A 25,751-nucleotide genomic window follows, 5' to 3' on the forward strand; every position below is an offset into this window, starting at 1 on the left:
AAAACCTTTGCGCTCTCTGAGGTTTCTTTGCGTTATTGAATTTTTCGAAAAAAACTTTCGGCAGGTTTGTCCAATTATGCTGGGCCCGGTCATTATTGGGCTGTAAAGCATACATTCGAAACCTTTAAAACGAAAGAAAATGAAAAACTTCATGTTATTGTTCCGGCAGCCAAGCTACGATTACAGCAGCGTATCACCGAAGGAGATGGAGGCGCTCACCAAGAAATGGAAAGACTGGGCAGGAGGCATTGCTGCGCAGGGAAGACTGGTGAGCCCTGGTCCAAGGCTGGCTATGGAAGGTAAGGTGCTGAAAGCCGGCGGCGTGATCACAGATGGTCCTTTTGTTGAGATCCGGGAGCGGTTGGGCAGCTTTCTTATTGTAAAAGCCGAAAGCCTGGAGGAAGCTACCACGCTGGCACACGGATGTCCTGCCGTAGATTCCAACGGAAGTGTTGAGATCAGGCCTATCTTTGAATAAGCGATCACAAACAAAATGAACAACCCGCTCTGGATACAGGAGCGGGTTTCTGCCGTTGACTATGGAGCACGAATCTTTAAAACATTTATTTCAGCAGGAGTTTTCCAGGATGGTGGCTGTGATCAGCAGGCGCTTCGGATTGCAGCACATCGAGATCGCGGAAGACATTGTCAGCGAAACTTTTTTGCAGGCCTCGGAAAGCTGGGGCATCAAAGGCATACCCGAGAATCCCACCGCCTGGCTTTATGCCGTAGCGAAACAAAAAACGTTGTATCATTTCAGGCGCAGCAGGATCTTCGAAGAGAAAGTGATCCCGGCGATCACTTCGGAAGTGGAAAGGAATGAGGAAACGGCCCTGGATTTTTCTACGCAGAACATCCGGGACAGCCAGCTGCAGATGCTCTTCGCCATTTGTAACCCCGCCATTGCCAGTGAAGCGCAGATAGGACTGGCGTTGCGTATCCTTTGTGGTTTTGGCATCGATGAAATTGCCGACGCCTTTCTTTCCAACAAAGAAACCATCAACAAAAGACTGTTCAGGGCCAGGGAGAAGCTGCGCACGGAGAACATCAGCATGGAGCTGCCGCCCGAAAGTGAGATCGCCGGCAGGCTCGACAACGTTCTGCATATCATCTACCTGCTTTTCAGCGAAGGCTATTATTCCAAAACCCAGGACCAGATCCTGCGAAAGGACCTGTGCATCGAAGCGTTGCGCCTCGGCCTGATGCTGACCGAGTACGAAAAGACCAATCTTCCCAGGACCAATGCGCTCATCGCCCTTATGTGTTTTCATGCTTCGCGATTCGATGCCCGCCTGACGAACGGAGATGCGCTGGTACTATATGAACAGCAAAACGAAGCGTTGTGGGATCCAACCCTGATCAAACAAGGCATGCATTTTCTCGACGTTTCGGCACAGGGTGATGAAGTCAGCTCCTACCATCTCGAAGCCAGGATCGCCTGCTGGCACTGTATGAAAAAAGACACTCCTGAGAAGTGGCAGGACATCCTTCAGCTGTATGACGAGCTTCTGCGGGTTAACTATTCACCCAGCGTTGCGCTGAACAGGATCTTTGCCTTGTATAAGGTGAAAGGGCCACAGGCAGCGTTGACCGAAGCGTTGGCGCTGCGCATGGAAGACAATCATTTTTATTTTCTGCTGCTGGGTGAGCTCTACAGGCACCTTGATAAAACGAAGGCACGATCCAGCTTTCAAACAGCGCATAATCTGGCCAGGACACAAACCGAAAAACAAGGCATCCAGGAGAAGATCCATAGCCTTTGATAAAAATATTTTGTTCCGGTGGTCCAATTTCACCGGGGTCAGTACTCATAGGGATGTAATTCAGAAAGTTTAACCATTAAGAAACAAAACCATGGATACGTTACTTCCTCCCATTGAGAAACCCGCTGGCCTGATCATGAAGCTTGCTTATTTCTTCACACGCCGGCAGTTCGGCAAGGTGCTGATGCCGCTGAAAGTGCATTCAGTAAGGCTGCCCGCCGCTTTTGGTATGTTCTATGGCAAGGTGTCGCAACTCGATAAAAAACTGACGTTGCGTGCAGAAACAGCGTTGCTCATCCGCGTGCAGGTGGCGCGCATCAACATCTGCCTCTTTTGTATGGATGCCTCCCGCCGTGCCGCCATCGACGCCTCGATGCGCGAGGATAAATTCGATGCGCTGGATCAATACAGCACCAGCGCGCTTTTTACCGAGGCCGAACGTGTTGCGCTCGACTATGTGACCCTGCTGACGAAAGAAAAAAGAGTAGACCCAGATACCTTTGCCCGTTTGTCACGTCACTATTCCGAACGCGAAATATGTGAGATCGTGTGGCTGGTGGGCAGCGAGCACCTGTACAACATGACCAACATCGCGCTCAATATCCATTCGGACATGCTCTGTGATCTCAGCAAAAGGAGGTAGCCAGTTGCCGGTTACCAGTTGCCGGGTAGCCGGTTGGTGTGTGTGAATGTCAACGTTCAGTGCCAGCACAAGCTTTGGAAAAAGCGAATAAACTTCTCACTTTTGAACTTAGCTAACTGGTAACTGATAACCTCTCATTTAAATGGAACCATCTATAAAATTCATCGGCAGAATTCATTCACCTTTCAAAAGAATAGAAGACTGTCCGCTGCAGGAACATGAAAATGCTCCGGAAGCATCCATCACCATCTTTCCTGACTTTGCAGAAGGTATCAAAGACATCAAAGCCGGTGACCAGCTCGTATTGCTGACGTGGCTCCACGCGGCAGACAGAACAGTAATAAAATGTATACCACGCCGGAACTACGATGCGCCGCAGATCGGTGTGTTCTCGACAAGGTCACCCGACAGGCCCAACCCGATAGGCATGCATACCGTCAAGGTGCTTTCGATCGCTGCTGATGGCATAAAGGTGTCGAACCTTGAAGTTCTTGATCAGACACCGCTGGTCGATATCAAACCTGTGATCAAAGGATGACATCCTTCAAAAGCATGTCATCTCTGTTATGCGATCTCTTTCACGGCATCAATGAACCGGGCGATCTCTTCTTCCGTATTGTAATAGTTGGGTGAAGCGCGGATGGCCCATGCTGCTTTTTTCTCATCGAAGTCGATGACGGCAAAATTTCTGTAGCTAGGCACTACATTGATCCGGCGTTTCAGCAGCTGTTGTGTAAGATACACTGGCTCCGAGCCTTCCACGGTGAAGGTGACCAGTCCGCCAACTTCTGGACCTCTGTCGAGCACCCGCACTTTGTCAATGCCGGCAAGTTCTCCGCGCATGCGATCCGATAATGTTTTCACGCGTTGCCAGATCCTGTCTTCGCCTATACCGAGACAATATTCGATGGCAACCCTGGTTCCCTGCACAATGGCATACGCAAATTCCCAGTCTTCGAACCTGGTGGCATCTTCCCTGGGTTTGTATAAATCCTTTTCAACCCACTCTGCGCCGCGCATGTCGATGAAGAGCGGTTCCAGTCCCGCCTGCAACGCTTTGTCTGAGATGTAAAGGAAGCCGGAGCCACGTGGTCCCCGGAGAAATTTGCGGCTTGTGACGCTGAGAAAATCGCACTTCAACGCCTGTACATCGAGGTTCATTTGCCCCAGTGATTGGCAGGCGTCGAGAAGGTACCAAGTTTCATAACGGCTGGCGATCTCACCGATCTGCTGCACCGGTTGAACGAGGCCGGAGTTGGTAGGAATGTGGGTGATGGAAAGCAACCTGGGCCGAAGCGTCTTGAGCTTGTGGTCGAGGTCATTCAGGTCAACGCCACCAGAAGCGTCATTTCTAACACGCTCTATTCTGACACCGAATCTTTTACTGCACGAGAGGAACTGGATCTGGTTCGAGATAAAATCATCATTGGAAGTGAGGATCACGTCACCTGCCTTGAACGGGATAGACGACAAAGCCCTTGTGTAAGAATCCGTGGCGCTGGCTGTGAAGGCGATGTTGGTGGCCTTGCAGTTCAGAAGCCTGGCGGCCTGCGTGTAAAATGCTTTGACCTCCGCTGCCTTGAACGCCGAGGCTTCGTAGCCACCGATGCGCGCTTCGAGCCTGATGTGGTCCAGCATCGCATGGGTTACCGGATTGGGCATGAGTCCGGCGCCTGCGTTATTGAGGTGGATCACGTTTGCGCATCCTTCCGTATCGTTCCGGAACGCGAGGATCTCTTCCGCTGAAAATGGCTGAGGGCGCTTCGGCCCGGCTTCATTTGTTGTTTTCGTCATGCTTGATAAATTTTTACACGGCAAAACTACAGCAGGCTCCGTGCAGGAAAGATGCAAATGCGATCTGAAAACACTTTTTTGCCCTATTTTTGATTTTTAAACGCATAAAAGCTGCATGAGCATAGACCAGTTCGATAAACACTTACTCCGCCTGCTGCAACAGAACAACAGGCTCACCTCAGATGAGCTTGCCGAAGCGGTGGGACTCAGCGCGTCTGCCGTGCAACGAAGGCTGAAGCGGCTCAGGGATGAAAAGATCATCGAAGCCGACGTCTCCATTGTATCTCCTGCTGTTGCCGGCATCGGCATCACCTGCATTGTGGATGTGGTGCTGGAGCGGGGAAACTCCCAGGCCATCGAAAAATTCAAATCTTCCATGCTGCAGCGCAGTGAAGTGATGCAATGTTACTATGTTACGGGCAGCTACGACTTTGTGATGATCGTGAACGCACAAAACATGCAGCACTATGAAGCATTCTCAAAAGAATGGCTCATGGACAATCCCAACGTCAAACATTTTTATACGCACGTGGTAATGGACAAGGTAAAAGTGGGCTATAGCGCTGCCATCTAACTGCCTCGCATGCGCCCATGTTGCGCCCCCATGTGGTGTTCTTCACCAACATGCTTCTGTGCCAGTGTTGGGTGCCGTTGTTGGTGTTCTTCACCAACAACATCCCCAATAACCCCGCTTTTTTTAACACCCCCATGCAACCCCGGCAGGGGTACAATCGTCTAATACATAATTCTCTTATGTATTTAGGTTTTTATGCGTAATTTCGCCCGTACAGCAAGTTTATGGCTCATTTGAATGCCGAGCATATCGATTATATCATCAAGGACCTGACCTACCGGGGTATTGTGCTCGAGGGGCTCAGCGATGAGATGACCGATCACGTTTGCTCAGCGGTGGAGGCGGAGATGGATCAAGGAAAACGTTTTATAGATGCCTACCATACTGTATTGAGATCTTTCGGCAGCACCTCGGGCCTGCGCAATATCCAGCATCATACCCTTCGATCAGAAAATCAAAAGACGAATATCATGTTAAGGAATTACCTCACCATTGCGTGGCGCAACCTTCGCAAGCACAGCTTTTATTCATTCATCAATATTGCCGGCCTTGCCATCGGTGTGGCTGCGTGTCTTATCATCGTTCTCTTTATTAAAGACGAGCTTCGTTATGACCATTACAACGTGAAGGCCGACCGTATTTACCGGGTGCATACGGCTGTCAGGTTTGGCGGCAATCATTTCAACATGAATTACAGGAGCGCTCCCGAGGCCCAAACGCTGATGCAGGAGTACCCGGAAATCGAATCGGCGGTGCGCTTCAGGAGTCTCGGCTCTTACCTGGTGAAGCCCGAGGGAGGTACAACGAACGTGAAGGAAAAAAACGTGGTCTGGGCAGACAGCACCTTCTTCAAGATCTTTTCAGTGCCTGTTCTGGAAGGTGATCCTGCCACAGCGCTGAAAGAGCCCGCCAGCATCGCCATCAGCAAAAAGATGGCCGACAAATATTTTCCCGGCACAAGTGCGTTGGGCCAGTCCATGATCCTCGATAACAAGTATCACGCAAAGGTCACTGCGGTATATGAGAACATTCCCGTGGCGTCGCATTTCCATTTCGATATTCTTATTTCGATGGTGGGTAACTGGCCCGTTGCCCGCGAAGCGCAGTCCACGTCGTTTTTGATGGAGAACTTCAGTACGTATCTTTTATTGAAAGAAGGTGCCAGCGCCAGCGACCTGGAACAAAAGCTACCCACCTTCCTTGAAAAGCACATGGGACCGGAGTTTGCGCAGGCAATGGGTGGCGACTTCACCATGGAAAAATTCAAGGCAGCCGGCAATCAATATGAGTTGAGCCTTATGCCGTTGAAAGATATTCATCTTTATTCAGACGTCAGGGGAGAGTTCGAGCCCAATGGCAGCATCACGTACGTGTATCTTTTTGGTGCTGTGGCAACGTTGATCCTGATCATTGCCTGCATCAATTTTATGAACCTCAGCACGGCCCGGTCTGCTAACCGCGCAAAAGAGGTGGGCATGCGCAAGGTGATGGGCTCGCTTCGTTCGCACCTTGTACGCCAGTTTCTCACGGAGTCGATACTGGTCACGTTGTTTTCTTTTGTGCTGGCGTTAGGCCTGGCGGGATTGTTTTTGCCCCTATTCAACAACCTTTCGCTCAGACAACTGCAGCTGCCCTTTAACGATCCACTTTTTTACCTGGTACTTCTTGCGGCATCCGTGATCATCGGTCTGATGGCCGGCGTGTATCCATCGTTCTTTCTCTCTGCATTCAAGCCCGTCAATGTGCTCAAGGGCGCCGCGGCCTCCGGCATGAAGAGCGGTTTTATCCGGAGCGCGCTGGTGGTGTTCCAGTTCGTGATCTCTGTATTCCTGATCATTGCCACCATAGCAGTAAACCGTCAGCTCAACTACATCCAGCATAAAAAGCTCGGCTTCGAAAAAGACCAGGTCATCACCATTCACGATGGTTATGCCTTGCGGCCGAACAATGTTGAAGCATTTAAAAATGAAGTGCTCAAGATCAGCGCTGTTGAAAGTGGAACCATCTCGGGCTTTGTGCCCGTTGAAAGTGATTGGTCGTGGCGAAGCACCAGCACGTTCTGGCGAACCGGCGCACAACCCGGTGCCGAAAACATGGTGAGCTTTCAGCGCTGGCAGGTGGATCATGATTATGTGAAAACGTTCCGGCTCAACATTACAATGGGGCGCGATTTTTCTGCCGTATCCCGCGCTGATTCCAACGCCGTGATCCTGAATAAAACGGCAGTGACGATGCTGGAGTTGGGCGATGACCCGATCGGGAAACAGATCAGCGAGTTCACGGGCAATGGTCAGCCCCTTGACCGCGACCACCTGCTCACCTGGACCGTGGTGGGCGTTGTTGACGACTTTCATTTCTCTTCCATGAAGAACAGCATTACGGCACTCGGACTGTTCCTGCAAAAAAGTGACGGCAGCCTGAGCTTCCGCTTCAAGCCTGAAAGCACGAATGAAGTTGTTCAGTCCATTGAAAAAATCTGGAAACACCTGGCACCGGGACAACCTTTCCAGTATTCTTTTCTCGACGAGGATTTTGAAAGCATGTACCGTGCCGAGCAGCGCCTTGCACAGACCTTCGCACTGTTTGCTGTGCTCGCCATCATTATTGCCTGCCTGGGCCTGTTTGCGCTGACGGCTTTTACGGCTCAACAACGTACCAAAGAGATCGGTATCCGCAAAGTGCTGGGCGCCTCTGTTGGCAGCATCGTTCTGCTGTTGTCCAAAGACTTCGGCAAGCTGATCGTCATTGCCTTCGCCCTGGCGGCACCGTTGGCCTGGTATGCCGTTGACTGGTGGCTGCAAAGTTATACGTACAAAACTGAGATCGGAGTATTCGTTTACCTGCTGGCCGGAGCCCTGGCGCTTATCATTGCGCTGTTCACCATGAGCTACCAGTCCATGCGCGCCGCCAGCGCAGATCCTGTAAGGTCACTGCGAAGTGAATAACCCGCGCCGTTGTTGGTGCGCCAATGCGCCAATGTTCGTGTTCGTGTGCCGTTGTTGGTGTGCCGTTGTTGGTGTTCTTCACCAACAACCAACATCCCAAGCTCCAACGCCCTATTTCTTCCAAAGCTTACCATTAACCACCCGGCCAATGACCTCTTCGTGGTAGTTGCGGCTGATGGGAATGCGGAACGATTGAATGATGATCTCGTTGTTCTCTATCGACTCTATTTTTGAAACGGCCACAATGAACGATTTGTGCACGCGGATGAAGGCCTGCTTATCCAGCTTTTCCTCTACATTCTTCAGGTAGAGCAGCGTCATGTATTTCCCTTTGGTGGTGTACAGCGTGATGTAGTTCTGCATGGCCTGTACGTAGAGGATGTCATCGAAATAGATGCGTTCATATTTGTAATCGCACTTGATAAAAAAATGATCTGCCTCCGTTTTAGGTTGCGCTGTTGCCGATCTCATGAGCAGCTGGTGATAATCTTTGGCTTTGCTCACGCCTTTGAAAAAACGGTTGAACGTGATGGGCTTCACCATGTAGTCGAGCACGTCGAGCTGGAATCCTTCCAGGGCGTAGCTGGGATAGGCGGTGGTGATGATGACCATGGGCGGGTTTTGTGCCATTTTCAGGAACTCGATGCCGTTGATCACAGGCATCTGGATGTCGAGGAAGACCAGGTCAACCTGCTGTTCGTGCAGCAATGACGTAAGCTCCACGGGGTTGCTACCGGTTCCTACAAGCTGCAGGAAATCGACTTCCTTTACATAGTTGGCTATACATTCCCTGGCCAACGGCTCATCGTCTATGATAACACATTTTAGCATTGTCCTGGATTTATGTCACACCTCAATCGACACCGGTTCCGGCGTGCTGATCCTGCTCAGCTGTAGCTGAAGCGTTACCCTGAACTGGTCGCTGTCGCGCTGGATCTTCAAATCGTGCTTGCCCGGATAGATCAGGTCTAGCCGTCGTTGTACGTTTTTCAACCCGATGCCACCGTGATGAATCAGCTCCCTGGATTGGTATTGTGCCGAGATGCTGTTGGTAATATCGAGGTGCAGGCTGTGATGATCGAAGCGCAGGTCCATCCTGATCCAGTTGGCCTGATCCTTTCGTTGCGATACGTGTTTGAAGGCATTCTCGATGAATGGGATCAAGACAAAAGGTGCAATGGCCAGGTCGCCCGCGGGATGCTGGCTGATGTCAAGGGTCATCTCCACGTGGTTGTGATCCTGCCGCAGCTTTTGCAGCTCGATAAAGTTCTCCAGGTACGTGAGCTCCTGCGAGAGCGGGATCTGCTGCTCGTTGCATTCATAGAGCTGGTACCGCAGCAGGTCAGAGAATTTGGCAAGCGACTCCGAGGCCATCGAAGGATTTTTGTGGATGAGTACGAAGATGGAATTGATGGTGTTGAAAAGAAAATGCGGATTGAATTGTGACCGCAGAAATTTCAGCTCTGTTTCCAGTTTTTCTTTTTCCAGCAGCTGCTCTTTCCTTTTCGCTTGTATCCAGTTCTTCGTCAGCTTGATGCTCATGGCCAGTGTGGTGCTTGCCACGGTGGAGGGAAACGTGTTGATCTTGAAAAAACGCACATACTGCCCTGGGTCTGCCTGGTAGAGATTCTGCATGGTGTCGCCCGCCACCCAGGCACTGACATAATACCCTGGCACGATGAGCGCCGCCGTGCAGAGGATGGTGAGGATCAGCAGGCCGATGTAACGCACATAGTAACCTTTCTCCAGGAAGCGTGGCATCAAAAAGTAGAGGTTGAAATACACGCCGATGGCCTGAAAGATCACATAGAAGCAATTCTTGATGGCATAAGGTGAAAAGAAGGCGTTATGCAATGCCATCCACGCGCTGCCGATGGTGAGGCTCCACCACAGATAATGGTAAACAAACCAGAAAGGAATGTGATAGAGCTTGTATTTAAACAGCCAGTTGTATTTTGACGGTTGTACAGGTAATGCGCCTGGTGTTACAGAATTTCCGGAATTCATAGCGAGCCCCACCCACTAAAGGTAGTCAAATTCCGGCAGGCGGCGCTGGTCCGAAATATAGCCTGTGCTAAAAAATTGCTCAAACTCCGGAGAAAGTTGACAACGGGATTGGTCTCAGATCCTGGAAGGAGCCATGCCATACATCTTTTTAAAAGCAAATGAAAAATGTGACAGGTCCTGGAATCCCACCTCCATGTACACTTCTGCGGGTGCTACACCTTTTTCCTTGATCAGGTAGTGCGCCTCCTGTAACCGCCGTTGCTGCAACCAGCGGCTGGGGGAGACGTGAAAGATCTTTTCAAAATCGCGTTTGAAAGTGGCGAGGCTTCTTCCCGTGAGGTAAGCAAACCTTTTCAGCTCTACATTGAAGTGAAAGTTTTTGTGCATGAAGGCTTCCAGGTCAATTTTACCGGGATCGCTGAAATCGAAAAGAACATCCTTGAGCTCTGGCGCTGTCTGCAGCAGGATCAGGACCGCTTCGCGCAGCTTGAGTGCTATCAGCTTGTCGTTTCCGGGCAGGGTCAGCGCATCATACGGCGCCAGCGAATTCATGTAGTGCTGATAGAGCGCCTCTGGTTTGAGCAATACCACGGCGTCGCCATGCTGCTGCTTTTCCGCCTTGTAGTTGTATTCCATGCTCACGTCGCGCAGTGTCTCCTGGTCGAGGTACACCGAAACGGTTTTGAACTCGCCATGCTCAGGCGGCTGCTTCACAAATTTTACGAGGTGATTCCGTTTGTTCAGCCTGAAGTCTCCCGGATTGAAGAGATAGGTTTTCTGACCATCACTCATGGTGATCGATCCGGAGATCTGGTAGCTGAACACATGATCCTGAACAAATTGCTCGCCTTCCCTGCTTCTGCTAACGTAACAGGAGTACTGAATCTTGCGCGAAGTTTTTTCTTCTTTTTCCAACATCCGATGCAAATCTATTGAAAAGTAAAAACAGTTGAGGAGCCAATCATCCCTTCGAGGTTTTAAAGCTCAAAGGGATGAAAGCCCAATACCACCGCTGCTTCCAATGCCATATTGATTTATAGGGTCACAATCCGCCGTTGCTCCTCATGGTGGTGAGTTTTTTTCCTGCTTCTGTTTCCAGGAAATTGACGGCCTCGTCGTGATCGGTGGAGATGCTGACGGGCATCCATTTTTCAAACTCAGCTTTCCTGGCAAGATCAGCCTGCTTCAGGATGCCCACCGCTTCGCTGCCCAGCACGAGATGCGTGGGAGGCTCAGGATGCTCAACAAGATCTATCATCACCTTCGCGGCCTTGTTGGGATCGCCCATGGGTACGAACTGGTCTCCCTTGAGAAAAGTGGTTGCCCAGTCTACCGTTGTTTCATATCCCTCTACTTTTGGCGCAAACGTCATGGATGCGCCCGCCCAATCCGTGCGGAAGCCACCGGGCTCTACACTCGTTACAAGAATGCCGAGTGGTGCTACTTCTTTTGCCAGCGCTTCGCTGAATCCGCCCAGTCCGAATTTGGCAGCCTGGTATATGCTCAGCGCCATGCTGCCAACCCTGCCACCGATCGAGCTGATCTGCAGGATCCGACCCGAACGCTGCTGGCGCATGTAAGGCAACACGGCACGGGTAACTTCTATCGGCGCGTAAAGATTTGTTTCAAGCTGGCTGCGCACCTGCTCGTCAGTGAAAGCTTCCGCGGCGCCGGAGATCCCGAAACCAGCATTGTTCACCAATACATCGATGCGCCCGAAATGTTTTACCGCGCTTGCAACGGCGGCAGCGATCTGTGCTTTGTCGGTCACATCCAATGTTATCGGATAGATCTGATCAGGATACCGTGCTATGAGATCTTTTAATTGTTCAGGCTTGCGCGCTGTTGCCGCTACCTTGTGTCCATGGGCGAGTACATTTTCCGCCAGGCTCCGTCCCAATCCGCGGGAGCTGCCTGTGATAAACCAAACTTTTGTCATTGTTTCTTGTATTTAAAACCTGTGACAAACTTCGGCTGATTTTGCCCTGGCAACTTTGTTAAAAAGCTCAAAGTTGGTTTGTTAAAAAGCTCACTTCCGTGGATTTGAAGCTAGCCCCACTCGATGGTGAAAACGCTTCCCTTTCCTTCTTCGGCATGAACGCGGATGCTGCCGCCGTGAAGTTTCATGATCTGCCGGGAGAGACTTAGGCCGATGCCGCTGCCTTTCACTTTTGTGGTGAAGAACGGGATGAAGATCTTCGGTAAGATCTCAGGGTCGATGCCAGCACCGTTATCTGATACCGAGATGCTCACCTTGTTATGCGACCGGGTTCCGATGTCGATGGTAATTTTACCAGCGCCATCGTGTGTCACTGCCTCCATGGCATTTTTGATCAGGTTGATCAGCACCTGCTCCATTAACGCAGCATCGGCACGGGCGAAGATGGGTGCATGCGACCAGTTTACCTTGAGGGTGATCTGGCGTTGTTGCAGGTCGACCGCAAGCAGGTCAACAATACGGGTGACCAGGGTGATGATGTCGGTCGACTCAGGCTTTACCTCCGGCGGTGTAGCGTATGCCTTATAGGCTTTTACGAATTTCAGCAATCCTTCGCTGCGTGAGATGATCGTAGCAAGGCTGCTGTACACATCTTCTCGGTTCTCTTCCGTGAGCGTAGCCAGGTCTTTCCGTTCCCCGTCGGCATCATTCAGTATCGACTGCAGGGCCTGTGTGAGTGAAACAATGGGCGTCACGCTGTTCATGATCTCGTGCGTAAGCACCCTGATGAGCTGGTACCATGCCTCGATCTCTTTTGCTTCGAGCTCGCTGTTCAGGTTCTGCAGCAGCACAATGTTCACAGGCCTGTCCTGTAACACGATCTTTTTCGATTGTATGCCCAGCTGCAGCTGCTCTTCTCCCATGAAAACCTTCAACACCTTGCGCTCGTCGGGCAGGATCTGTTTTACGGCTTCGTATAACCTTGTATCAATTTTTTTGAAATGTTCGATGTGTGAAAAGGAGGGAAGGTTCAGCAATCGTTTTGCCGTGGGGTTCTGCATGAGCATCTTTCCTTCGTTGTCAAAGCTGAGGATCGCCACATCGATGTGCTCGTTCAGCGTGAGCAGATATTGATAATGCAACTCCTTTTCAAGATTCAGCCTGGCGAATTCCTGGATCATGTCATTCATGGCCTCACTGAGCTGCTCATGAGGTTTTCCACGATTGCCCGACGTGTATGAACCTGTGAACGCGCCCTGGCGGATCGACAGGAGAAAATGAGTGAGGTCTTTGTTGGATTTTTCGATATAGCGCACCAGGCTGATCACGGTAGCGAGCAACATCAGCGCCAACGCAACGGATGCGAAGAACATGGGCTGCCATAGGGTGACGAAGGCCAGCAACAGAGCCAACACCACGATCGCCAGTACGCGCAGGAGAATGTTCAGGCGGAAGTTCTTGCGGATCATCAGCTGATGTCTTTTTCAAGCCCATATTTCGTCAGCTTCCGGTACAACGTGGTGCGCCCGACACCCAACGCCCTGGCTACCTTGCTCATGTTGCCCTGGTATTGCTGGATGGCGGTGATGATGGCGTTTCGTTCCATGTCATCGAGGCTGAGCGGCTCCTGCTTCGCCGTGAGGGCTGGTGCACCTTTCCTGGATGCAAACAGGAAGTCGTTTTTCTTCAGCACCGTGTGTTCGCTCATGATCACAGCCCGCTCGATGGCGTGCTGCAGCTCGCGTACGTTGCCGGGCCACGCATAGTCCTGCAAGTACTTTATAGTATCGTCACCCAGTGTTTTTTCCTTCCGGTATTTGGCCGTGTACATCTGGAGAAAGTGCTGTGCCAGTAGCGGAATGTCATCGGTGCGCATGCGCAGTGGCGGCAACGTGATCTCTACCGTATTGATCCTGTAAAGCAGGTCTTCGCGAAATTGTCCGGCGGCGACAGCTTCGTGGATCACCAGGTTGGTGGCGCAGATCAGCCGTACATTTACTGCTACCGGTTTGTTACTGCCCAGTGGGATCACTTCACGATTCTGCAATACGGAAAGCAGCTTCGCCTGCAGTGGAAGCGGAAGGTTACCCACTTCATCGAGGAAGAGCGTGCCGCCATTCGCCAGCTCGATCCTGCCGATGCGGTCTTCCCGCGCGTCGGTGAAAGCTCCTTTTTTATAACCGAACAGCTCAGACTCAAACAGGCTATGGGCCAGCGATCCGGCGTCCACTTTAATAAAAGCCTCATCTTTCCGTTTCGACTGTTGATGAATGAGCTTGGCGATGAGCTCCTTGCCGGTTCCATTCTCACCCAACAGCAACACGTTCGCATCCGTCTCAGCCACTTTCTGCGCGGCATTCAACACGGCCTTCATAAGCGATGAACGTCCTACCAGATCCGACTCAGGTGCCTGCATGATCCGGCTGTATTGCGACTGCCGGCTTTTCAGATGGCCAAGCTCCTTTTTTGTTACAGCGTGCTGGTAGGAGGCGGTGACAGTTGCCTCCAGTTTTTCATTGTCCCAGGGTTTTACGATGAAGTCAGCGGCACCTTCTTTCATGGCTTCCACGGCCAGCTTGATATCGCCATAGGCAGTGATCATTACCACGCGCTGGTCAGGATTGATGGAGAGGATCTGCTTCAACCAGGCCAGGCCTTCGTTGCCGCTGGTTTTGCCGGAGGAATAATTCATGTCCAGCAAGATCACATCATAGTGGTGTTGCTGAAGCAGGAAATTCAGCTTCTGCGGATTGCTCTCCGTCTCCACCGATGCGAAGGTTTGCCTCAGCACCACGCGGGCGGCCGTAAGTATATCCGGATCGTCGTCAACGACCAGTATCCTGGCAGGCAGTTTTTTCATTTGTTACAGAAAGGTATTGTGTTTCATAGTGAAACACAAAAGTGTTCCGTCAGGGAACAACAAGACGGTACACTTTAAATTCAAGTGATTGAATTTCATACCTTTATCGGTGATGGATCACGTTTTGCCACAGGCATTCGAAATCATGTGGTCTTATGTTTAAAAACTATCTGAAAATCGGGCTCCGGAACCTGTTGAAGAACCGGCTGTTCACTGTCATCAACATCAGTGGCATGGCGATCAGCATCGCCTCGTTCCTGATCATTGCACTGTTCATCTGGGATGAATGGAAGTTCGACAAGCACATCGAAGACGTATCACTGAAGTACCGTATTTATAACGAGCTGTTCTCAGAAGACGGCCGCGTGAGAAAAGGGGCCATGGTGCCGCCCATGATCGCGCCCACGCTCGCGGCAGAATACCCCGAAGTGGAGTCCTACTTCAGGTTCCTCAATTTCAACTACCCGGTGCTGTTTGAAGTGGGATCGAAAAAGATGACAGAAGACAAAGGTGGTTATGCCGATCCAACCGTGTTCGATATGTTCAGCCTGAAGCTTGTGGAGGGAGATCGTAAAACAGCGCTGAAAGACCTTAATACGGTGGCGATCAACACCACGCTGAAGCGGAAATATTTCGGTGATAAGCCGGCACTGGGAGAGAGCATCGAGATCTTCGACGTGAACTATAAGGTTACCGCGGTATACGAAGATTTTCCGCTCCACTCGCATCTTCAGCTCAACTACCTGCTTTCGATGGAAACTGTCAACCAGCAAATCCCCGAACGTATGAAGCGCTGGGGCTGGAATCAGTTCCATACGTATATCAAGCTGAAGCCCGGAGCGGATGCGTCGCAGCTGGAGGGCAAGCTGAAGGCTTTTGCTGAACGTCACGCCTGGCCCGAAACGAAACCCAACGGCAGCTATTATATTCCACACCTCATGCCCATGGAACAGATCCACCTGCATGCCGGTGACCAGGTATGGGATATCGCCGTGCGTGGCAGCGCCCAGACCAACTACATCCTTACGGCTACTGCCATTTTTATTCTTGTGATCGCCATCCTCAATTTCATCAACCTCTCAACCGCGCGTGCCGTGAGCCGTGTTAAAGAAGTGGGCGTAAGAAAAGTGGTGGGTGCATTGCGGACACAGCTCATCTGGCAATTCATCAGCGAGTCCATGATCATTGCGTTCATCGCCTTGCTCATTGGCGGTTTGCTCACCGAGCTCACGTTGCCAGCGTTGAATTCATTCACCGATAAGCGCATCCCTACTGGTATATTTCTGGATCCGTTGCTTCTGCTCATCATCGTTGTGTTTGCCATGCTGGTGGGCATTGCAGCAGGCGCGTACCCTGCGTTCTACATCTCTTCCTCCAGGCCGGCACAGATTCTCACGAACAAACAGCATGGACGCTCCGGAAAATTTTTACTGCGGAAGGGGCTGGTGGTAGTGCAGTTCATCCTGTCGTTCTTTCTCATCATCGCTTCGCTTGTGGTCTCGCAGCAGCACACGTACATGCGTACGATGGATATGGGCTTCGATAAAGACAACCTGCTGGTGATCAGGATCCGGGGCAACGAGATGCAGCGTAACCTTGCCGCGGCCAAGCAGGCATTTTCAGATCACCCGAACATCATCAGCGCCACCATGGGTTATGGTTTGCCGGGCGAAGCCTATGCCGGTGACGGCATCAAAGACAAGGAAACAAACAAGGACTGGCCCATCTCCATGCTCACGGTTGACCACGACTATATCAAAACGTTGGGCATTGACCTCATTGCCGGCCGCGATTTCTCAGAGGACCTGCCGTCTGACGAACGAAGTGCTTTTATCTTAAGCGAAGCCGCTGCAAAAATGCTGGGACACGCCAATCCCGCTGACGCGCTGGAGCACCCGCTGGCATGGAACAGGTGGGATGCTCCGGATTCTTTGAAAGAAGGAAAAGTGATCGGCATCGTAAAAGATTTTCACCTCAACAGCCTGCGTGAGAATATCCTGCCCGTGGTGCTCCACGTTTACCCGTTCGCGTATTCATCGATGACGTTCCGGATCAAACCCGATAACCTGCCGGCCACCATTGCCCACCTAGAGTCGACCTGGAAAAGGTTCAATTCGGAGTGGCCCTTCGAATATAAGTTCCTGGATGATAACTTCGACAAGCTTTACAAGTCAGAAGAAAAGCTGGCCACGTTGTTCACCTTCTTTACGGCCTTCACCATTTTTGTGGCCTGCCTGGGATTGTTCGGCCTGGTGGTGTACAGCACTACCCAGAAATACAGGGAGATCAGCATCCGCAAAGTACTGGGCGCCGAAGAATCAACGCTCGTGGTGCACCTTGCCAGGACCTATGCGCTGCTTCTCGCCATCGCTTTTGTTGTGGCCATACCCTTCAGCTACTATGCAGCCCACACATGGCTTCAGAAATTTGCTTACCGCATCGATATCACGCCGGTGTTATTTGTAAAGGCAGCACTCTTCATCATGGTGATGTCACTGGTGACGGTGGGGATCCAATCATTCAAAGCAGCAAGAGCGAATCCGGTGGATGCTTTGAAGGAACAGTAAGAATTAGAAGCCAGGAGCCAGGAGTCAGAAGTCAGTAGCATACGGTGTTAGAAAGTGAATTCTGACCCGCGAACCTATTACAGTGTTGCATCCCGACCGATAACCGTTGTGATTTCACACGACATCCTTCTGGCTCCTGGCTTCTGACTCCTGACTTCTAGTTTCTTTGCCTTCATTTTTTAAGAGTGACTCAAGGCATAGGTCCACGTCGGGCAATCTGCGTGGTTCACAACATCTTCTGCGATGCTGCCGGAGAAAAAATGCGCCAGTCCTTTCCGGCCGTGCGTTGCCATGGCAATCATGTCGGCTTTAATATCCTGGGTGAACTCCATGATGGTATTTTGCCTGTCGGTGCCGATCACGATGTTCAGCGTATAATTTTCAAATTCGTAGTACCTGGCGTATTCTTCCAGGGCGGATCTTACGTCATGGTCCGGCTGCAGGTCGATGGCGGTGTTCACATACAGGATGTGCAGCCTGGCATCCAGGAACCGTTGAAGTGTTTTGATCTTGCTGACAAAATCGTGCTGGTGCAGGTCGGGTACTGTAGGCACCACAATGTTGCGAAGTGAAGAAACGGTGATGGGTGTTTTGATGGCCAGCACCGGTACGTGAGAGAAGCGTACAATTCTTTCGGTGTTCGATCCTACAAACATCTCTTTCAAACCGCTGGCACCGTGTGTGCCCATCACCACCAGGTCGATCTCGTTATCGTCGATGAACTGGGTGATGGTTTCTGTGATCGGGCCATGATCTGTGAAGAAGCCCACGTTCGGAAGATCGGTGGGGTGGGCGTGGATCATGGCTTCAAAACTTTTCCGGGCTTCTTTCTCCAGGTCTTCCATGGCCGAAGCATTGAAGACATAGGGCTGTGCAACAAACGTGGTCTCGTAGGCCGGCGCATATTCAATGGTGTGCAGCACGAGAACTTCGCCTTTGCTCATCGTGGCGATCTCTGCGGCCAGCTCGAAAGCTTGTGTAGCGGTGCCGGAGAAATCGCACGGAACAAGAATCTTTTTCATCGAATTACATTTGATGTGAAGAACGTTCAACGGTACAGAATGATCAGACCTGCTGCTGGCGCTTGCAGATCCACCGGGACAATAACCTTGCGGATCGGAAAATCAAGGAAGACTCCGCTGAATGGATAACAAATATTATAGGCTTGTTGTTCGCTGGTTGGGAGAGTCCACGGTCCACAGTCGACGGTCCACAGCAGGACAGTGTTAAGTTATATTTGCCTGCTGGTCTGATTGTACAAGGGCACGATATACGAATACAATGAGTGTTATTCACACCATACGGCCGTGGACTGTGGTCCGTGGACCGTCGACTACTTCTCTCACATCATCGTATGGCATGCATCGGCGCAGGCTTCACACACCGAGGCGCAATGTTTACAATGTTCCTGGTTGTGCTTGTGGCATTCTTCGGCACACATCCGGCACATTTTTTCACATACCAGCATATAGTCTTCTGCTATTTCTGACTGGCGTTGCAGAAGTCTTGCGGCCTGAAGGCAAATATCTGCGCAGTCGCGGGTGAGCTCGATGCAGCGCGCCATCAGGGTAATGTTGTCTTCGTTCAGGCACGCTGTTTCACAGTCTTCACAGGTGAGTGAACAATCGATAAGTTTTTGCTGCAGTTCGCGGTGGGATGCAAGCTTGCTGGTTTCAGTCATTACATGGGTTGCCATAATTCCTTGGTTTGTCACCGGAAGCAAAATAATAATGCCTTACCGTCTATTGTTCAATCGGGTACATTTTTACACAAATAACCGGCCGTACAGCGAATGAACGACTTCTGTTTTCCTCGCCCGTAAGGCATGACGTTTTAAAATAATGTTGTGAATAAAAACACAGAAACATGAAACGTAACATCAGCATTCATATTTTCTTTCTGGCTGCGCTCAGCATTGCAACACTCAGTGCTTCGGCCCAGGAAGAACAGAAGAGACGCGATGACAATGCGATCAACACAAGAAAAAAAACTCCTGAAAAGATCATCGAACATATTGTTGGCACCTGGGAAGTAGAAGGGATCTACAAAGGCAAAAAGGATATCTCGAATACAGATACCGTTGGCGCCAACCAGACCATCACATTCGACAGGGAAGCAAAATATGTGAGCTACTCCGCCAACGAGAAGATCGACAGTGGTACCTACAGACTGAATGAGAACCACTCGATCCTGTACCTGGAAAGCGCCACAGGACAGGAACCCAGCGAATGGAGGGTGTCATTCAGCAACAACGGCATGACACTGCAGCCACGCGAGACCTACCCGCACGCAGAAAGCTTCCGGTACATTTACACACGCAAATCGAACGAAGGAAAGATCGAGAATTAGAAATTCAGTCCACAGTCGACGGTCCACAGTCCACGGCAGTGTAGTGTGCGTTGAGGGAACATAGCCATTATTAGATGACAACACCTTACGGCTGTGGACTGTCGACTGTGGACCGTGGACTCCTCTTACAGGTCGTAGACGAATTTAAGGTACCATCTCTTCACTGAATCCGATGTGGCGCTGAAGATAATGAAAAGCGCACCTGCCATCAGGATCTCGGCGCTGCCCAGGTGCCAGCTCAGCAGGGCCGTTACAAAAAACAAACGAAGGTATTCCAGGTAATAGATCCAGCGGCGTTGCTCCAGCAAGGCGCCACAGTTGACCAGCGTGGTAATGATGAGCAGGGTGGCGAAAACCTTATCGGCCAGGTCCGCATAATCGATGAACAATATCAGCGAGAAAAGGCCCGCGATGGTAAAGATCATCTGCAGGGTCAGGTACGCCTTGAACCGCAGCGTGGACTTCGCCTGCGTTTTGTACGGCAGAAATTTCCTTTCCAGCACTTTTCTCACCTGCTGATCGAGGTCTTCCGGTTTTCCGAACACTACCCGGAATTTTTCGCTGAAGGTCTCAGCTTTTCGGAAGGCCGCGAACATTTCCATAAAATAATGAAAGTGCTGCCACATGAAGCTGTAACTTTTCAGGGGATGTGTCAATCCGTAATCGGGCTGTTCCTCTTCACGCTGAAATGTTCCGAACAGCTTATCCCAGAAGATGAACAGGTCTCCATAGTTCTTGTTGAGATATTTTTCATTGGAAGCGTGATGTACCCGGTGGTGCGACGGCGTGATCAGCACATGTTCAAACCACCCCAGCTTTCCGATCACCTGCGTATGGGTGAAAAAAGAATATGTGCCGTGGATCACAAGGATGCTGATGACCATGGCCGGATGAAAACCCAGCAGCGGAAGAATGCACCAGAAGGCATTTCTGAGGAACGCCTGGATAATGGTAATGCGGGCCGAGACCGTGTAGTTGAAATCTTCGCTCTGGTGATGAACGATGTGGGCAGCCCAGAAAAGATTGATCTCATGGCTGAGGCGATGATACCAGTACCAGATCAGGTCTGTGGCCAGCAACAGGATGATCCACATCCAAAAGGTGGCCGGGATCTCGAACAATGCAAACGCATCATATATATAATAGAAAAGCCCATAGAAGCTGGCCGACACAAAAAGATTCATCAACCTTTCGGCAATGCCAATGCTGATGTTGGCAACAGAGCTTTCAAATGTAAACAGGTTTCTTTTTTTTCTGACCGAAGCGATATACTCAAGTCCCAGAAAAATGAAAAAAGCAGGGATAGCAAGCGCGGTCCAGTTCAATGCCATGCGCAGTCTCTAGTTAAGGTTCGCGCGCTAAGATATTAATATAATGTCTATAGAACAAGTAGATTTAATGGTTGCCGGTTGCCAGTTCCCGGTTGCCAGTTTCGGCGCGTGTAAACTTACACTTAACGTCTTCGGTCAAGTTAAACGATATCGAAGCTAATCCTCCCCCCAAATCGGAGGAGGACCGTGTAACTTAGTCTGCCCTGAACTGGTAACCGGCAACTGGCAACCTCGTTAACCGGTAACCGGCAACTATTTCACCCCGGGTTGTGACAGCTTAAAACCACTCCGTTCTTTTTCGGTTTTCACGATCGTGCGCACATCTTCCAGCAGTTTTTTGGCGTCGTAGATGATGCCGTCTTTGATGGTGTATTTGATGCCGCGGGTACGCACTACGTTGTTATCGTCCGTTAACCTGATGGCGCCGGTGCCATACAACACCTGGAGGTTTTGCAAAGGATTCTCTTCTACGATCACAAAGTCGGCGAGCTTACCGACCTCCACCGAGCCGAGGTCTTTTTCTTTTCCCAGTGCCTGGGCGCCGAACAAGGTTGCCGAGCGGATCACTTCCAGCGGATGGAAGCCGGCTTCGCGCAGCAGCTCGAGCTCGCGGATGTAGGCGAATCCGTAAAGCTGAAAGATAAAGCCTGAGTCGGAACCTGTGGTCACCCTTCCACCCCTGTTCTTATACTCGTTCACAAAGGTCATCCACAGGCGGTAGTTCTCTTTCCATTCCACCTCTTCTTCCGTTCCCCAGGCATGCCAGTACGATCCGTGAGAGATCTTGCTCGGTTGATAGAATGCCCAGAGCTTCGGAAGTGTATAGTCCTCATGCCACTCGGCCCTGCGCGCACGGTGAAGGTCGCGGCTCGCCTCATAGATATTAAAAGTAGGATCGATGGTGAAGTCCAGGGCCAGCAGCTCGTTCATCACTTTGTTCCAGTGCTCCGAGTAGGGCGGGGCTGCCTGTTTCCAGAGCTTGCCGGCTTCCCGGAAACGGTGCTGCTCGTTCTGGTAATTATAATCGAGCGGGTAATCCTGAATGGTACGATTGGTGAACAGCGCTTCGGGCAGTCCATACCAGTGCTCCATGGAAGTAAGGCCGGCGCGTGCGGAGTGCAGCACGTTCCAGCGGGCCACATCTGTTTGTGCGTGGTGGCAGGCGGAGCGCAGGCCGAGCTTTTTATTTTCGCGCAAAGCGGCATCCATCACTTCGGGTGGAGCGCCAAAGAACTTGATGCCGTCGGCTCCTTTTTTTGCATTCTCGTTGACCCAGGCTTTTGCCTGATCGGCCGTGGAGATGCGCGAGGTGCTTCCCTGTCCGAAAACCGTGTAAGCAAAGATCCTGGGCGCAGTGATCTGATTTTTTTCACTTTTCTGCTTTTGATCCATCACCCAGTCGAGGCCATTGCCTGCGGAAGGTTCGCGGATGGTGGTGATGCCGTGGGCCATCCAGAGTTTGAAAACATATTCTGCATCAGGAGCCTGGTTGCCGCCGATGTGCCCATGCATGTCTATAAAACCAGGCATCAGGTACAAACCTTCGGCATTCAGCTCCCGGCCACCCGGTTCCAGCTTGGGCCGCCGGTCGGGATTGATGGAAACACCCGGAAATCCAACCGATTGGATCTGAACGATGCGATTTTGTTTGATAACGATGTCCGTGGGACCAACTGGGGGTGCTCCGGTGCCGTCGATGAGCATCACGCCGCGGATAATGAGTTGACTGTAAGGACCTTCGCCCTCTTTGATCTCGGGCGCTTTTTTGATTTGCGCCAGGCCGGACAGCGATCCTATACATAAGAGCAGGGTAATAAGCGTATAAACTTTCTTCATAGGTTAAGGGAATTCAACCAAAGTATAGACTTCTTCCCAAACGTCAACCTGATCTCTTATCAGCGGTCGAAGCCTGCCCTGACCGTAACAACTGCAATTCGGAATTATATTCTGGATGTTATGAGTGTTTCAGAATAAACACCAAGTGTGTCTCCGGTGTGTGAAATAAGGTTTTAAGTATTGCCCAGTTTTTGAAAACTTCACAATAAAATCACGTTTTCAGGTCAAAATTAATCCTACCTACAACGATTTCGTTAATTTTTATTTAAAAGTGGTTTCTTTTTTACCCTATTGTTAAAAAATTGTATCAAAAATCAGACACGACAAGTAAAAATTTAACCTTAAAACTAGACAACTATGAAAAAAGCACTTGTACCATTTATCTTGCTCATTGCAGTAAGTGTGCTGGCACTGTTCATCCCGGCAGTGCCCACCACCATCGTAACAGATGGTATCAATTCCGGTGATGTGGCCTGGATGCTGGCTGCTACGGCGCTGGTATTGTTGATGACGCCCGGACTGGCCTATTTCTATGGTGGCATGATCGACACCAAGAACATCATTTCAACCATGCTTCAGAGCTTTATTGCCATGGGCGTGATCAGCGTGGTATGGATCGTAGTAGGCTTCAGCCTCGCCTTCGGTGAATCGAAGGGCGGATTTATCGGTGATCCTTCTACATTCTTCATGTTCCAAAACGTGCTTGACGGCAAACCCTGGTCGCTGGCCCCCACCATTCCCCTGGTGCTGTTCGCCTTCTTCCAGTTGAAATTCGCCATCATTACGCCTGCCCTGATCACCGGTACTTTTGCTGAAAGGATCAGATTCAAATCCTATATCATTTTCCTCGTACTGTTCTCATTGCTGATCTATGCTCCCCTGGCGCACTGGACATGGCATCCTGACGGCTTCCTTTTCAAGTTAGGTGTGCTTGACTTCGCCGGTGGAACAGTTGTACACATGTCTGCAGGTTTTGCAGCGCTGGCAGCAGCGATCTATCTGAGAAACAAGTCAGAGCAGAAAGTAGCGATCTCGCCTGCCAACATTCCTTTCGTGCTCTTGGGCACAGGTCTTCTGTGGTTCGGCTGGTTCGGCTTCAACGCCGGTAGCGCACTGGGCGCAGGTCCTTTGGCAGCATCTGCTTTTGCCACTACAAATACTGCATCCGCCGCAGCAGGTCTCTGCTGGGTACTGTTCGATACTGTAAGAGGTAAAAAACCGTCGGCCCTTGGCTTCTGTATCGGTGCCGTTGTAGGTCTCGTAGCCATTACACCCGCTGCCGGTTTTGTAACCATCCCTTCAAGCTTGTTCATCGGAACGGTTGCCGCCATCATCAGCAACGTAGTGGTACACTGGAAATCTAAAACTACACTCGAAGATACACTCGACGTATTCCCTTGCCACGGCGTGGGTGGTGCTGTAGGTATGGTGATGACCGGTCTGCTGGCCAACACCGCGGTGAACGGTGCTAACACTACCGGCAATGGTCTGCTGTTCGGTGAGTTCGGGCTCTTCAAAGTGCACATGATCGCCCTGGTGATCGTGATCGCTTACACTTTCGTGGGATCCCTGATCATCCTGAAAGTGACAGACCTGATCTCTTCGCTGAAAGTAAGTGCCGAAGAAAAGAAAGTTGGCCAGGATTACAGCCAGCATGGTGAGAACCTGACACCCTTCGACATGTCGACAGCAAAAGAAGCGATATAAAATCAAAATGCCCGGGAGTGTACTGCTTCCGGGCATCTTCAAAAAACTTACTGATTTTCACTAAAGCAGCCCGGGGAGTATGCGACACCCCACCGGACCAACTCTAGCTTATTGTTAATTAAAACACGGAACAAAAATATGAAAACTAACTACATATGCAGCGGACTTATACTCGGAGCACTGTTCGTTTCCACAGCCGGCTTTAGCCAGCAACAAGAGCCTGTGCTTGCTTCAGCAGTAACGCCTACGGAAAAAGCGCCGAAAGACGGCACTGTGCAGGCAGAAGGTGAAGAGAAGAAAGAAGACGAGAAAACGTTCACGTTGTCAGGGTCAATCGATACGTATGCCAGAACCTCGTTCGGCACCATGAATCCTTACAGCACCAGTCCCTACGCTCCCTCCACTTCATTTTCCGACCTGAAAGGTTTCGGGTTGGGCATGGTGAACCTGGTGGCCAGCTATGGCGGTGAAAAGGCGGGTTTTACTGCTGACGTTGTGTTTGGTCCAAGAGGAAAAGCTGCCGTGTTCGGAACAGCTTCAGGCCAGGCCATCATCAACCAGATGTATGCTTACTATAAGCTTTCCGATAAGGTGACTTTGAACCTCGGTCAGTTCAATACGTTCCTCGGTTACGAGGTGATCTCTCCGGCCGTTAACTTCCACTACTCCACATCTTACCTGTTCTCATGGGGACCTTTCAATCACACAGGTCTCAGGGCAGACTTCGATCTCGGTGGCGGATTGGTAGCGAAGCTGGCGATCATGAACCCTACCGATATCGTTGAATTCAACCCGGTGAATACTTACACCCTTGGCGCCCAGATCGGACACACCAGCGATGCCGGTGGTATCTGGCTGAACTTCCTTTACGGCGACCAGGATGGAAAGCTTGACACCAACGACAGCCCTTATGTGCTCGACGAAGATGGCGACCCCATATTGGTGGGTGGTAACCCGGTGTTTGTAACGTCAAAAGGATCTTTATTCCAGGCAGACCTCACCACAGGATGGAACCTGGGCGAGAAATTCTACCTCGGTGTAAACACTTCTTACCAGACCGTTGCTGCCGGCGAACAATTCGTAGCGGCGGATGACATCCAGGATTCTGACGGCGATGCCACTTCATTCATGGGTGTTGCGCTTTATCCTAAGGTGACACTTTCGGAAAGTTTCGCGATCGGATTAAGGGCTGAATACTTCGGCGTCTCAAAAGGACACCTCAGTATCTTCGGCACCGATTCTGGCGGCGATGGCAGCGTGACCGAATTCACCCTGACCGGTAACTATAAGGTTGGCGGACTTACGCTGATCCCCGAATTCCGTATCGATCAAACCTCTGAGGATTCTTTTCTTGACGCTGATGGAAAGGCCACGAACATGATGCCGAGCTTAAGTCTGGCCGCTGTGTACAAATTTTAAACTAATCAACGCTAAAA

21 protein-coding genes are annotated in these 25,751 nt (G+C 50.9%); 10 read left to right on the forward strand and 11 right to left on the reverse strand.

Annotated features, from left to right (window positions below; all coding sequences use genetic code 11):
• Positions 1-139 precede the first annotated feature (139 nt).
• The 4 genes from KK083_RS26480 (at position 140) to tsaA (ending at position 2,944) form a co-directional block, all read left to right on the forward strand.
• Entirely contained in the window at positions 140-478 is a 339-nt protein-coding gene (locus KK083_RS26480; protein ID WP_254169113.1) for a YciI family protein, read from the forward strand.
• A 61-nt stretch (positions 479-539) separates the two neighbouring features.
• Positions 540-1,763, forward strand: a complete 1,224-nt coding sequence (locus KK083_RS26485) for an RNA polymerase sigma factor (protein WP_254169115.1) — start codon at positions 540-542, stop codon at positions 1,761-1,763.
• 91 nt (positions 1,764-1,854) lie between these two features.
• Positions 1,855-2,406, forward strand: a complete 552-nt coding sequence (locus KK083_RS26490; protein ID WP_254169117.1) for a carboxymuconolactone decarboxylase family protein — start codon at positions 1,855-1,857, stop codon at positions 2,404-2,406.
• 142 nt (positions 2,407-2,548) lie between these two features.
• Complete coding sequence (tsaA, locus tag KK083_RS26495; protein ID WP_254169119.1) at positions 2,549-2,944, forward strand: tRNA (N6-threonylcarbamoyladenosine(37)-N6)-methyltransferase TrmO; 396 nt, start codon at positions 2,549-2,551, stop codon at positions 2,942-2,944.
• A 26-nt stretch (positions 2,945-2,970) separates the two neighbouring features.
• On the opposite strand, the gene KK083_RS26500 is transcribed toward tsaA, so the two are convergent.
• A complete protein-coding gene (locus tag KK083_RS26500; RefSeq protein ID WP_254169121.1) occupies positions 2,971-4,200 on the reverse strand; it encodes an aminotransferase class V-fold PLP-dependent enzyme in 1,230 nt (409 codons plus the stop codon).
• Between the two features lie 115 nt (positions 4,201-4,315).
• On the opposite strand from KK083_RS26500, the gene KK083_RS26505 reads away from it, so the two are divergent.
• Together KK083_RS26505 and KK083_RS26510 are read left to right on the forward strand one after the other, a co-directional pair.
• Positions 4,316-4,774: an Lrp/AsnC family transcriptional regulator gene (locus tag KK083_RS26505; RefSeq protein ID WP_254169123.1), complete on the forward strand. Its 459-nt coding sequence runs from the start codon at positions 4,316-4,318 to the stop codon at positions 4,772-4,774.
• Positions 4,775-4,998: 224 nt separating this feature from the next.
• Positions 4,999-7,719 carry an ABC transporter permease gene (locus KK083_RS26510; protein ID WP_254169125.1) on the forward strand — a complete coding sequence of 907 codons (2,721 nt, stop codon included), beginning with the start codon at positions 4,999-5,001 and terminating at the stop codon, positions 7,717-7,719.
• 111 nt (positions 7,720-7,830) lie between these two features.
• Here the strand turns inward: KK083_RS26510 and KK083_RS26515 are convergent, their stop codons facing one another.
• The 6 genes from KK083_RS26515 to KK083_RS26540 all read right to left on the reverse strand — a co-directional run bounded on the left by KK083_RS26515 (position 7,831) and on the right by KK083_RS26540 (position 14,525).
• Entirely contained in the window at positions 7,831-8,550 is a 720-nt protein-coding gene (locus KK083_RS26515; protein ID WP_254169127.1) for a LytR/AlgR family response regulator transcription factor, read from the reverse strand.
• 15 nt (positions 8,551-8,565) lie between these two features.
• Positions 8,566-9,726, reverse strand: coding sequence for a sensor histidine kinase (locus KK083_RS26520; RefSeq protein WP_254169129.1), 1,161 nt, complete (start codon positions 9,724-9,726; stop codon positions 8,566-8,568).
• 114 nt (positions 9,727-9,840) lie between these two features.
• Complete coding sequence (locus tag KK083_RS26525) at positions 9,841-10,644, reverse strand: helix-turn-helix domain-containing protein (RefSeq protein WP_254169131.1); 804 nt, start codon at positions 10,642-10,644, stop codon at positions 9,841-9,843.
• A gap of 124 nt (positions 10,645-10,768) precedes the next feature.
• On the reverse strand, positions 10,769-11,665 hold the full coding sequence (locus KK083_RS26530) for an oxidoreductase (RefSeq protein ID WP_254169133.1): 897 nt from the start codon (positions 11,663-11,665) through the stop codon (positions 10,769-10,771).
• Between the two features lie 110 nt (positions 11,666-11,775).
• Entirely contained in the window at positions 11,776-13,134 is a 1,359-nt protein-coding gene (locus tag KK083_RS26535) for a sensor histidine kinase (protein WP_254169135.1), read from the reverse strand.
• Complete coding sequence (locus KK083_RS26540) at positions 13,134-14,525, reverse strand: sigma-54-dependent transcriptional regulator (protein ID WP_254169137.1); 1,392 nt, start codon at positions 14,523-14,525, stop codon at positions 13,134-13,136. The genes KK083_RS26535 and KK083_RS26540 overlap by 1 nt, the downstream gene beginning before the upstream one ends.
• 155 nt (positions 14,526-14,680) lie before the next feature.
• On the opposite strand from KK083_RS26540, the gene KK083_RS26545 reads away from it, so the two are divergent.
• Positions 14,681-17,092 carry an ABC transporter permease gene (locus KK083_RS26545; protein ID WP_254169139.1) on the forward strand — a complete coding sequence of 804 codons (2,412 nt, stop codon included), beginning with the start codon at positions 14,681-14,683 and terminating at the stop codon, positions 17,090-17,092.
• Positions 17,093-17,271: 179 nt separating this feature from the next.
• Here the strand turns inward: KK083_RS26545 and KK083_RS26550 are convergent, their stop codons facing one another.
• Positions 17,272-18,114: a universal stress protein gene (locus KK083_RS26550; RefSeq protein WP_254169141.1), complete on the reverse strand. Its 843-nt coding sequence runs from the start codon at positions 18,112-18,114 to the stop codon at positions 17,272-17,274.
• Between the two features lie 320 nt (positions 18,115-18,434).
• Entirely contained in the window at positions 18,435-18,788 is a 354-nt protein-coding gene (locus KK083_RS26555) for a four-helix bundle copper-binding protein (protein WP_254169143.1), read from the reverse strand.
• Between the two features lie 170 nt (positions 18,789-18,958).
• Between KK083_RS26555 and KK083_RS26560 the strand changes: the two genes are divergently transcribed.
• Entirely contained in the window at positions 18,959-19,441 is a 483-nt protein-coding gene (locus tag KK083_RS26560; protein ID WP_254169145.1) for a lipocalin family protein, read from the forward strand.
• A 125-nt stretch (positions 19,442-19,566) separates the two neighbouring features.
• Here KK083_RS26560 and KK083_RS26565 read toward each other — a convergent pair whose 3' ends face one another.
• Entirely contained in the window at positions 19,567-20,772 is a 1,206-nt protein-coding gene (locus KK083_RS26565) for a sterol desaturase family protein (protein ID WP_254169147.1), read from the reverse strand.
• Between the two features lie 252 nt (positions 20,773-21,024).
• Positions 21,025-22,608 (reverse strand): amidohydrolase family protein, encoded by a 1,584-nt coding sequence (locus KK083_RS26570; protein WP_254169149.1) that lies wholly within the window; start codon positions 22,606-22,608, stop codon positions 21,025-21,027.
• A 357-nt stretch (positions 22,609-22,965) separates the two neighbouring features.
• On the opposite strand from KK083_RS26570, the gene KK083_RS26575 reads away from it, so the two are divergent.
• Both KK083_RS26575 and KK083_RS26580 read left to right on the forward strand, forming a co-directional pair.
• A complete protein-coding gene (locus tag KK083_RS26575) occupies positions 22,966-24,315 on the forward strand; it encodes an ammonium transporter (RefSeq protein ID WP_254169151.1) in 1,350 nt (449 codons plus the stop codon).
• 138 nt (positions 24,316-24,453) lie between these two features.
• Positions 24,454-25,734, forward strand: coding sequence for an outer membrane beta-barrel protein (locus KK083_RS26580; protein ID WP_254169153.1), 1,281 nt, complete (start codon positions 24,454-24,456; stop codon positions 25,732-25,734).
• Positions 25,735-25,751 lie beyond the last annotated feature (17 nt).

Source organism: Chryseosolibacter histidinae (genome assembly GCF_018598225.1).
In the GTDB taxonomy this organism is placed as follows: Bacteria; Bacteroidota; Bacteroidia; order Cytophagales; family Cyclobacteriaceae; genus Chryseosolibacter; species Chryseosolibacter histidini.

What these genes read in the sequence shown, in the direction of transcription:
- KK083_RS26525 (WP_254169131.1), bottom strand. Translation starts at nt 10,644, where the DNA reads ATGTTGGAAAAAGAAGAAAAAACTTCGCGCAAGATTCAGTACTCCTGT.
- KK083_RS26580 (WP_254169153.1), top strand. Translation starts at nt 24,454, where the DNA reads ATGAAAACTAACTACATATGCAGCGGACTTATACTCGGAGCACTGTTC.
- KK083_RS26540 (WP_254169137.1), bottom strand. Translation starts at nt 14,525, where the DNA reads ATGAAAAAACTGCCTGCCAGGATACTGGTCGTTGACGACGATCCGGAT.
- KK083_RS26515 (WP_254169127.1), bottom strand. Translation starts at nt 8,550, where the DNA reads ATGCTAAAATGTGTTATCATAGACGATGAGCCGTTGGCCAGGGAATGT.
- KK083_RS26510 (WP_254169125.1), top strand. Translation starts at nt 4,999, where the DNA reads ATGGCTCATTTGAATGCCGAGCATATCGATTATATCATCAAGGACCTG.
- KK083_RS26555 (WP_254169143.1), bottom strand. Translation starts at nt 18,788, where the DNA reads ATGGCAACCCATGTAATGACTGAAACCAGCAAGCTTGCATCCCACCGC.
- KK083_RS26490 (WP_254169117.1), top strand. Translation starts at nt 1,855, where the DNA reads ATGGATACGTTACTTCCTCCCATTGAGAAACCCGCTGGCCTGATCATG.
- KK083_RS26485 (WP_254169115.1), top strand. Translation starts at nt 540, where the DNA reads ATGGAGCACGAATCTTTAAAACATTTATTTCAGCAGGAGTTTTCCAGG.
- KK083_RS26520 (WP_254169129.1), bottom strand. Translation starts at nt 9,726, where the DNA reads ATGAATTCCGGAAATTCTGTAACACCAGGCGCATTACCTGTACAACCG.
- KK083_RS26505 (WP_254169123.1), top strand. Translation starts at nt 4,316, where the DNA reads ATGAGCATAGACCAGTTCGATAAACACTTACTCCGCCTGCTGCAACAG.
- KK083_RS26575 (WP_254169151.1), top strand. Translation starts at nt 22,966, where the DNA reads ATGAAAAAAGCACTTGTACCATTTATCTTGCTCATTGCAGTAAGTGTG.
- KK083_RS26500 (WP_254169121.1), bottom strand. Translation starts at nt 4,200, where the DNA reads ATGACGAAAACAACAAATGAAGCCGGGCCGAAGCGCCCTCAGCCATTT.
- KK083_RS26570 (WP_254169149.1), bottom strand. Translation starts at nt 22,608, where the DNA reads ATGAAGAAAGTTTATACGCTTATTACCCTGCTCTTATGTATAGGATCG.
- KK083_RS26530 (WP_254169133.1), bottom strand. Translation starts at nt 11,665, where the DNA reads ATGACAAAAGTTTGGTTTATCACAGGCAGCTCCCGCGGATTGGGACGG.
- KK083_RS26550 (WP_254169141.1), bottom strand. Translation starts at nt 18,114, where the DNA reads ATGAAAAAGATTCTTGTTCCGTGCGATTTCTCCGGCACCGCTACACAA.
- KK083_RS26545 (WP_254169139.1), top strand. Translation starts at nt 14,681, where the DNA reads ATGTTTAAAAACTATCTGAAAATCGGGCTCCGGAACCTGTTGAAGAAC.
- KK083_RS26535 (WP_254169135.1), bottom strand. Translation starts at nt 13,134, where the DNA reads ATGATCCGCAAGAACTTCCGCCTGAACATTCTCCTGCGCGTACTGGCG.
- tsaA (WP_254169119.1), top strand. Translation starts at nt 2,549, where the DNA reads ATGGAACCATCTATAAAATTCATCGGCAGAATTCATTCACCTTTCAAA.
- KK083_RS26565 (WP_254169147.1), bottom strand. Translation starts at nt 20,772, where the DNA reads ATGGCATTGAACTGGACCGCGCTTGCTATCCCTGCTTTTTTCATTTTT.
- KK083_RS26480 (WP_254169113.1), top strand. Translation starts at nt 140, where the DNA reads ATGAAAAACTTCATGTTATTGTTCCGGCAGCCAAGCTACGATTACAGC.
- KK083_RS26560 (WP_254169145.1), top strand. Translation starts at nt 18,959, where the DNA reads ATGAAACGTAACATCAGCATTCATATTTTCTTTCTGGCTGCGCTCAGC.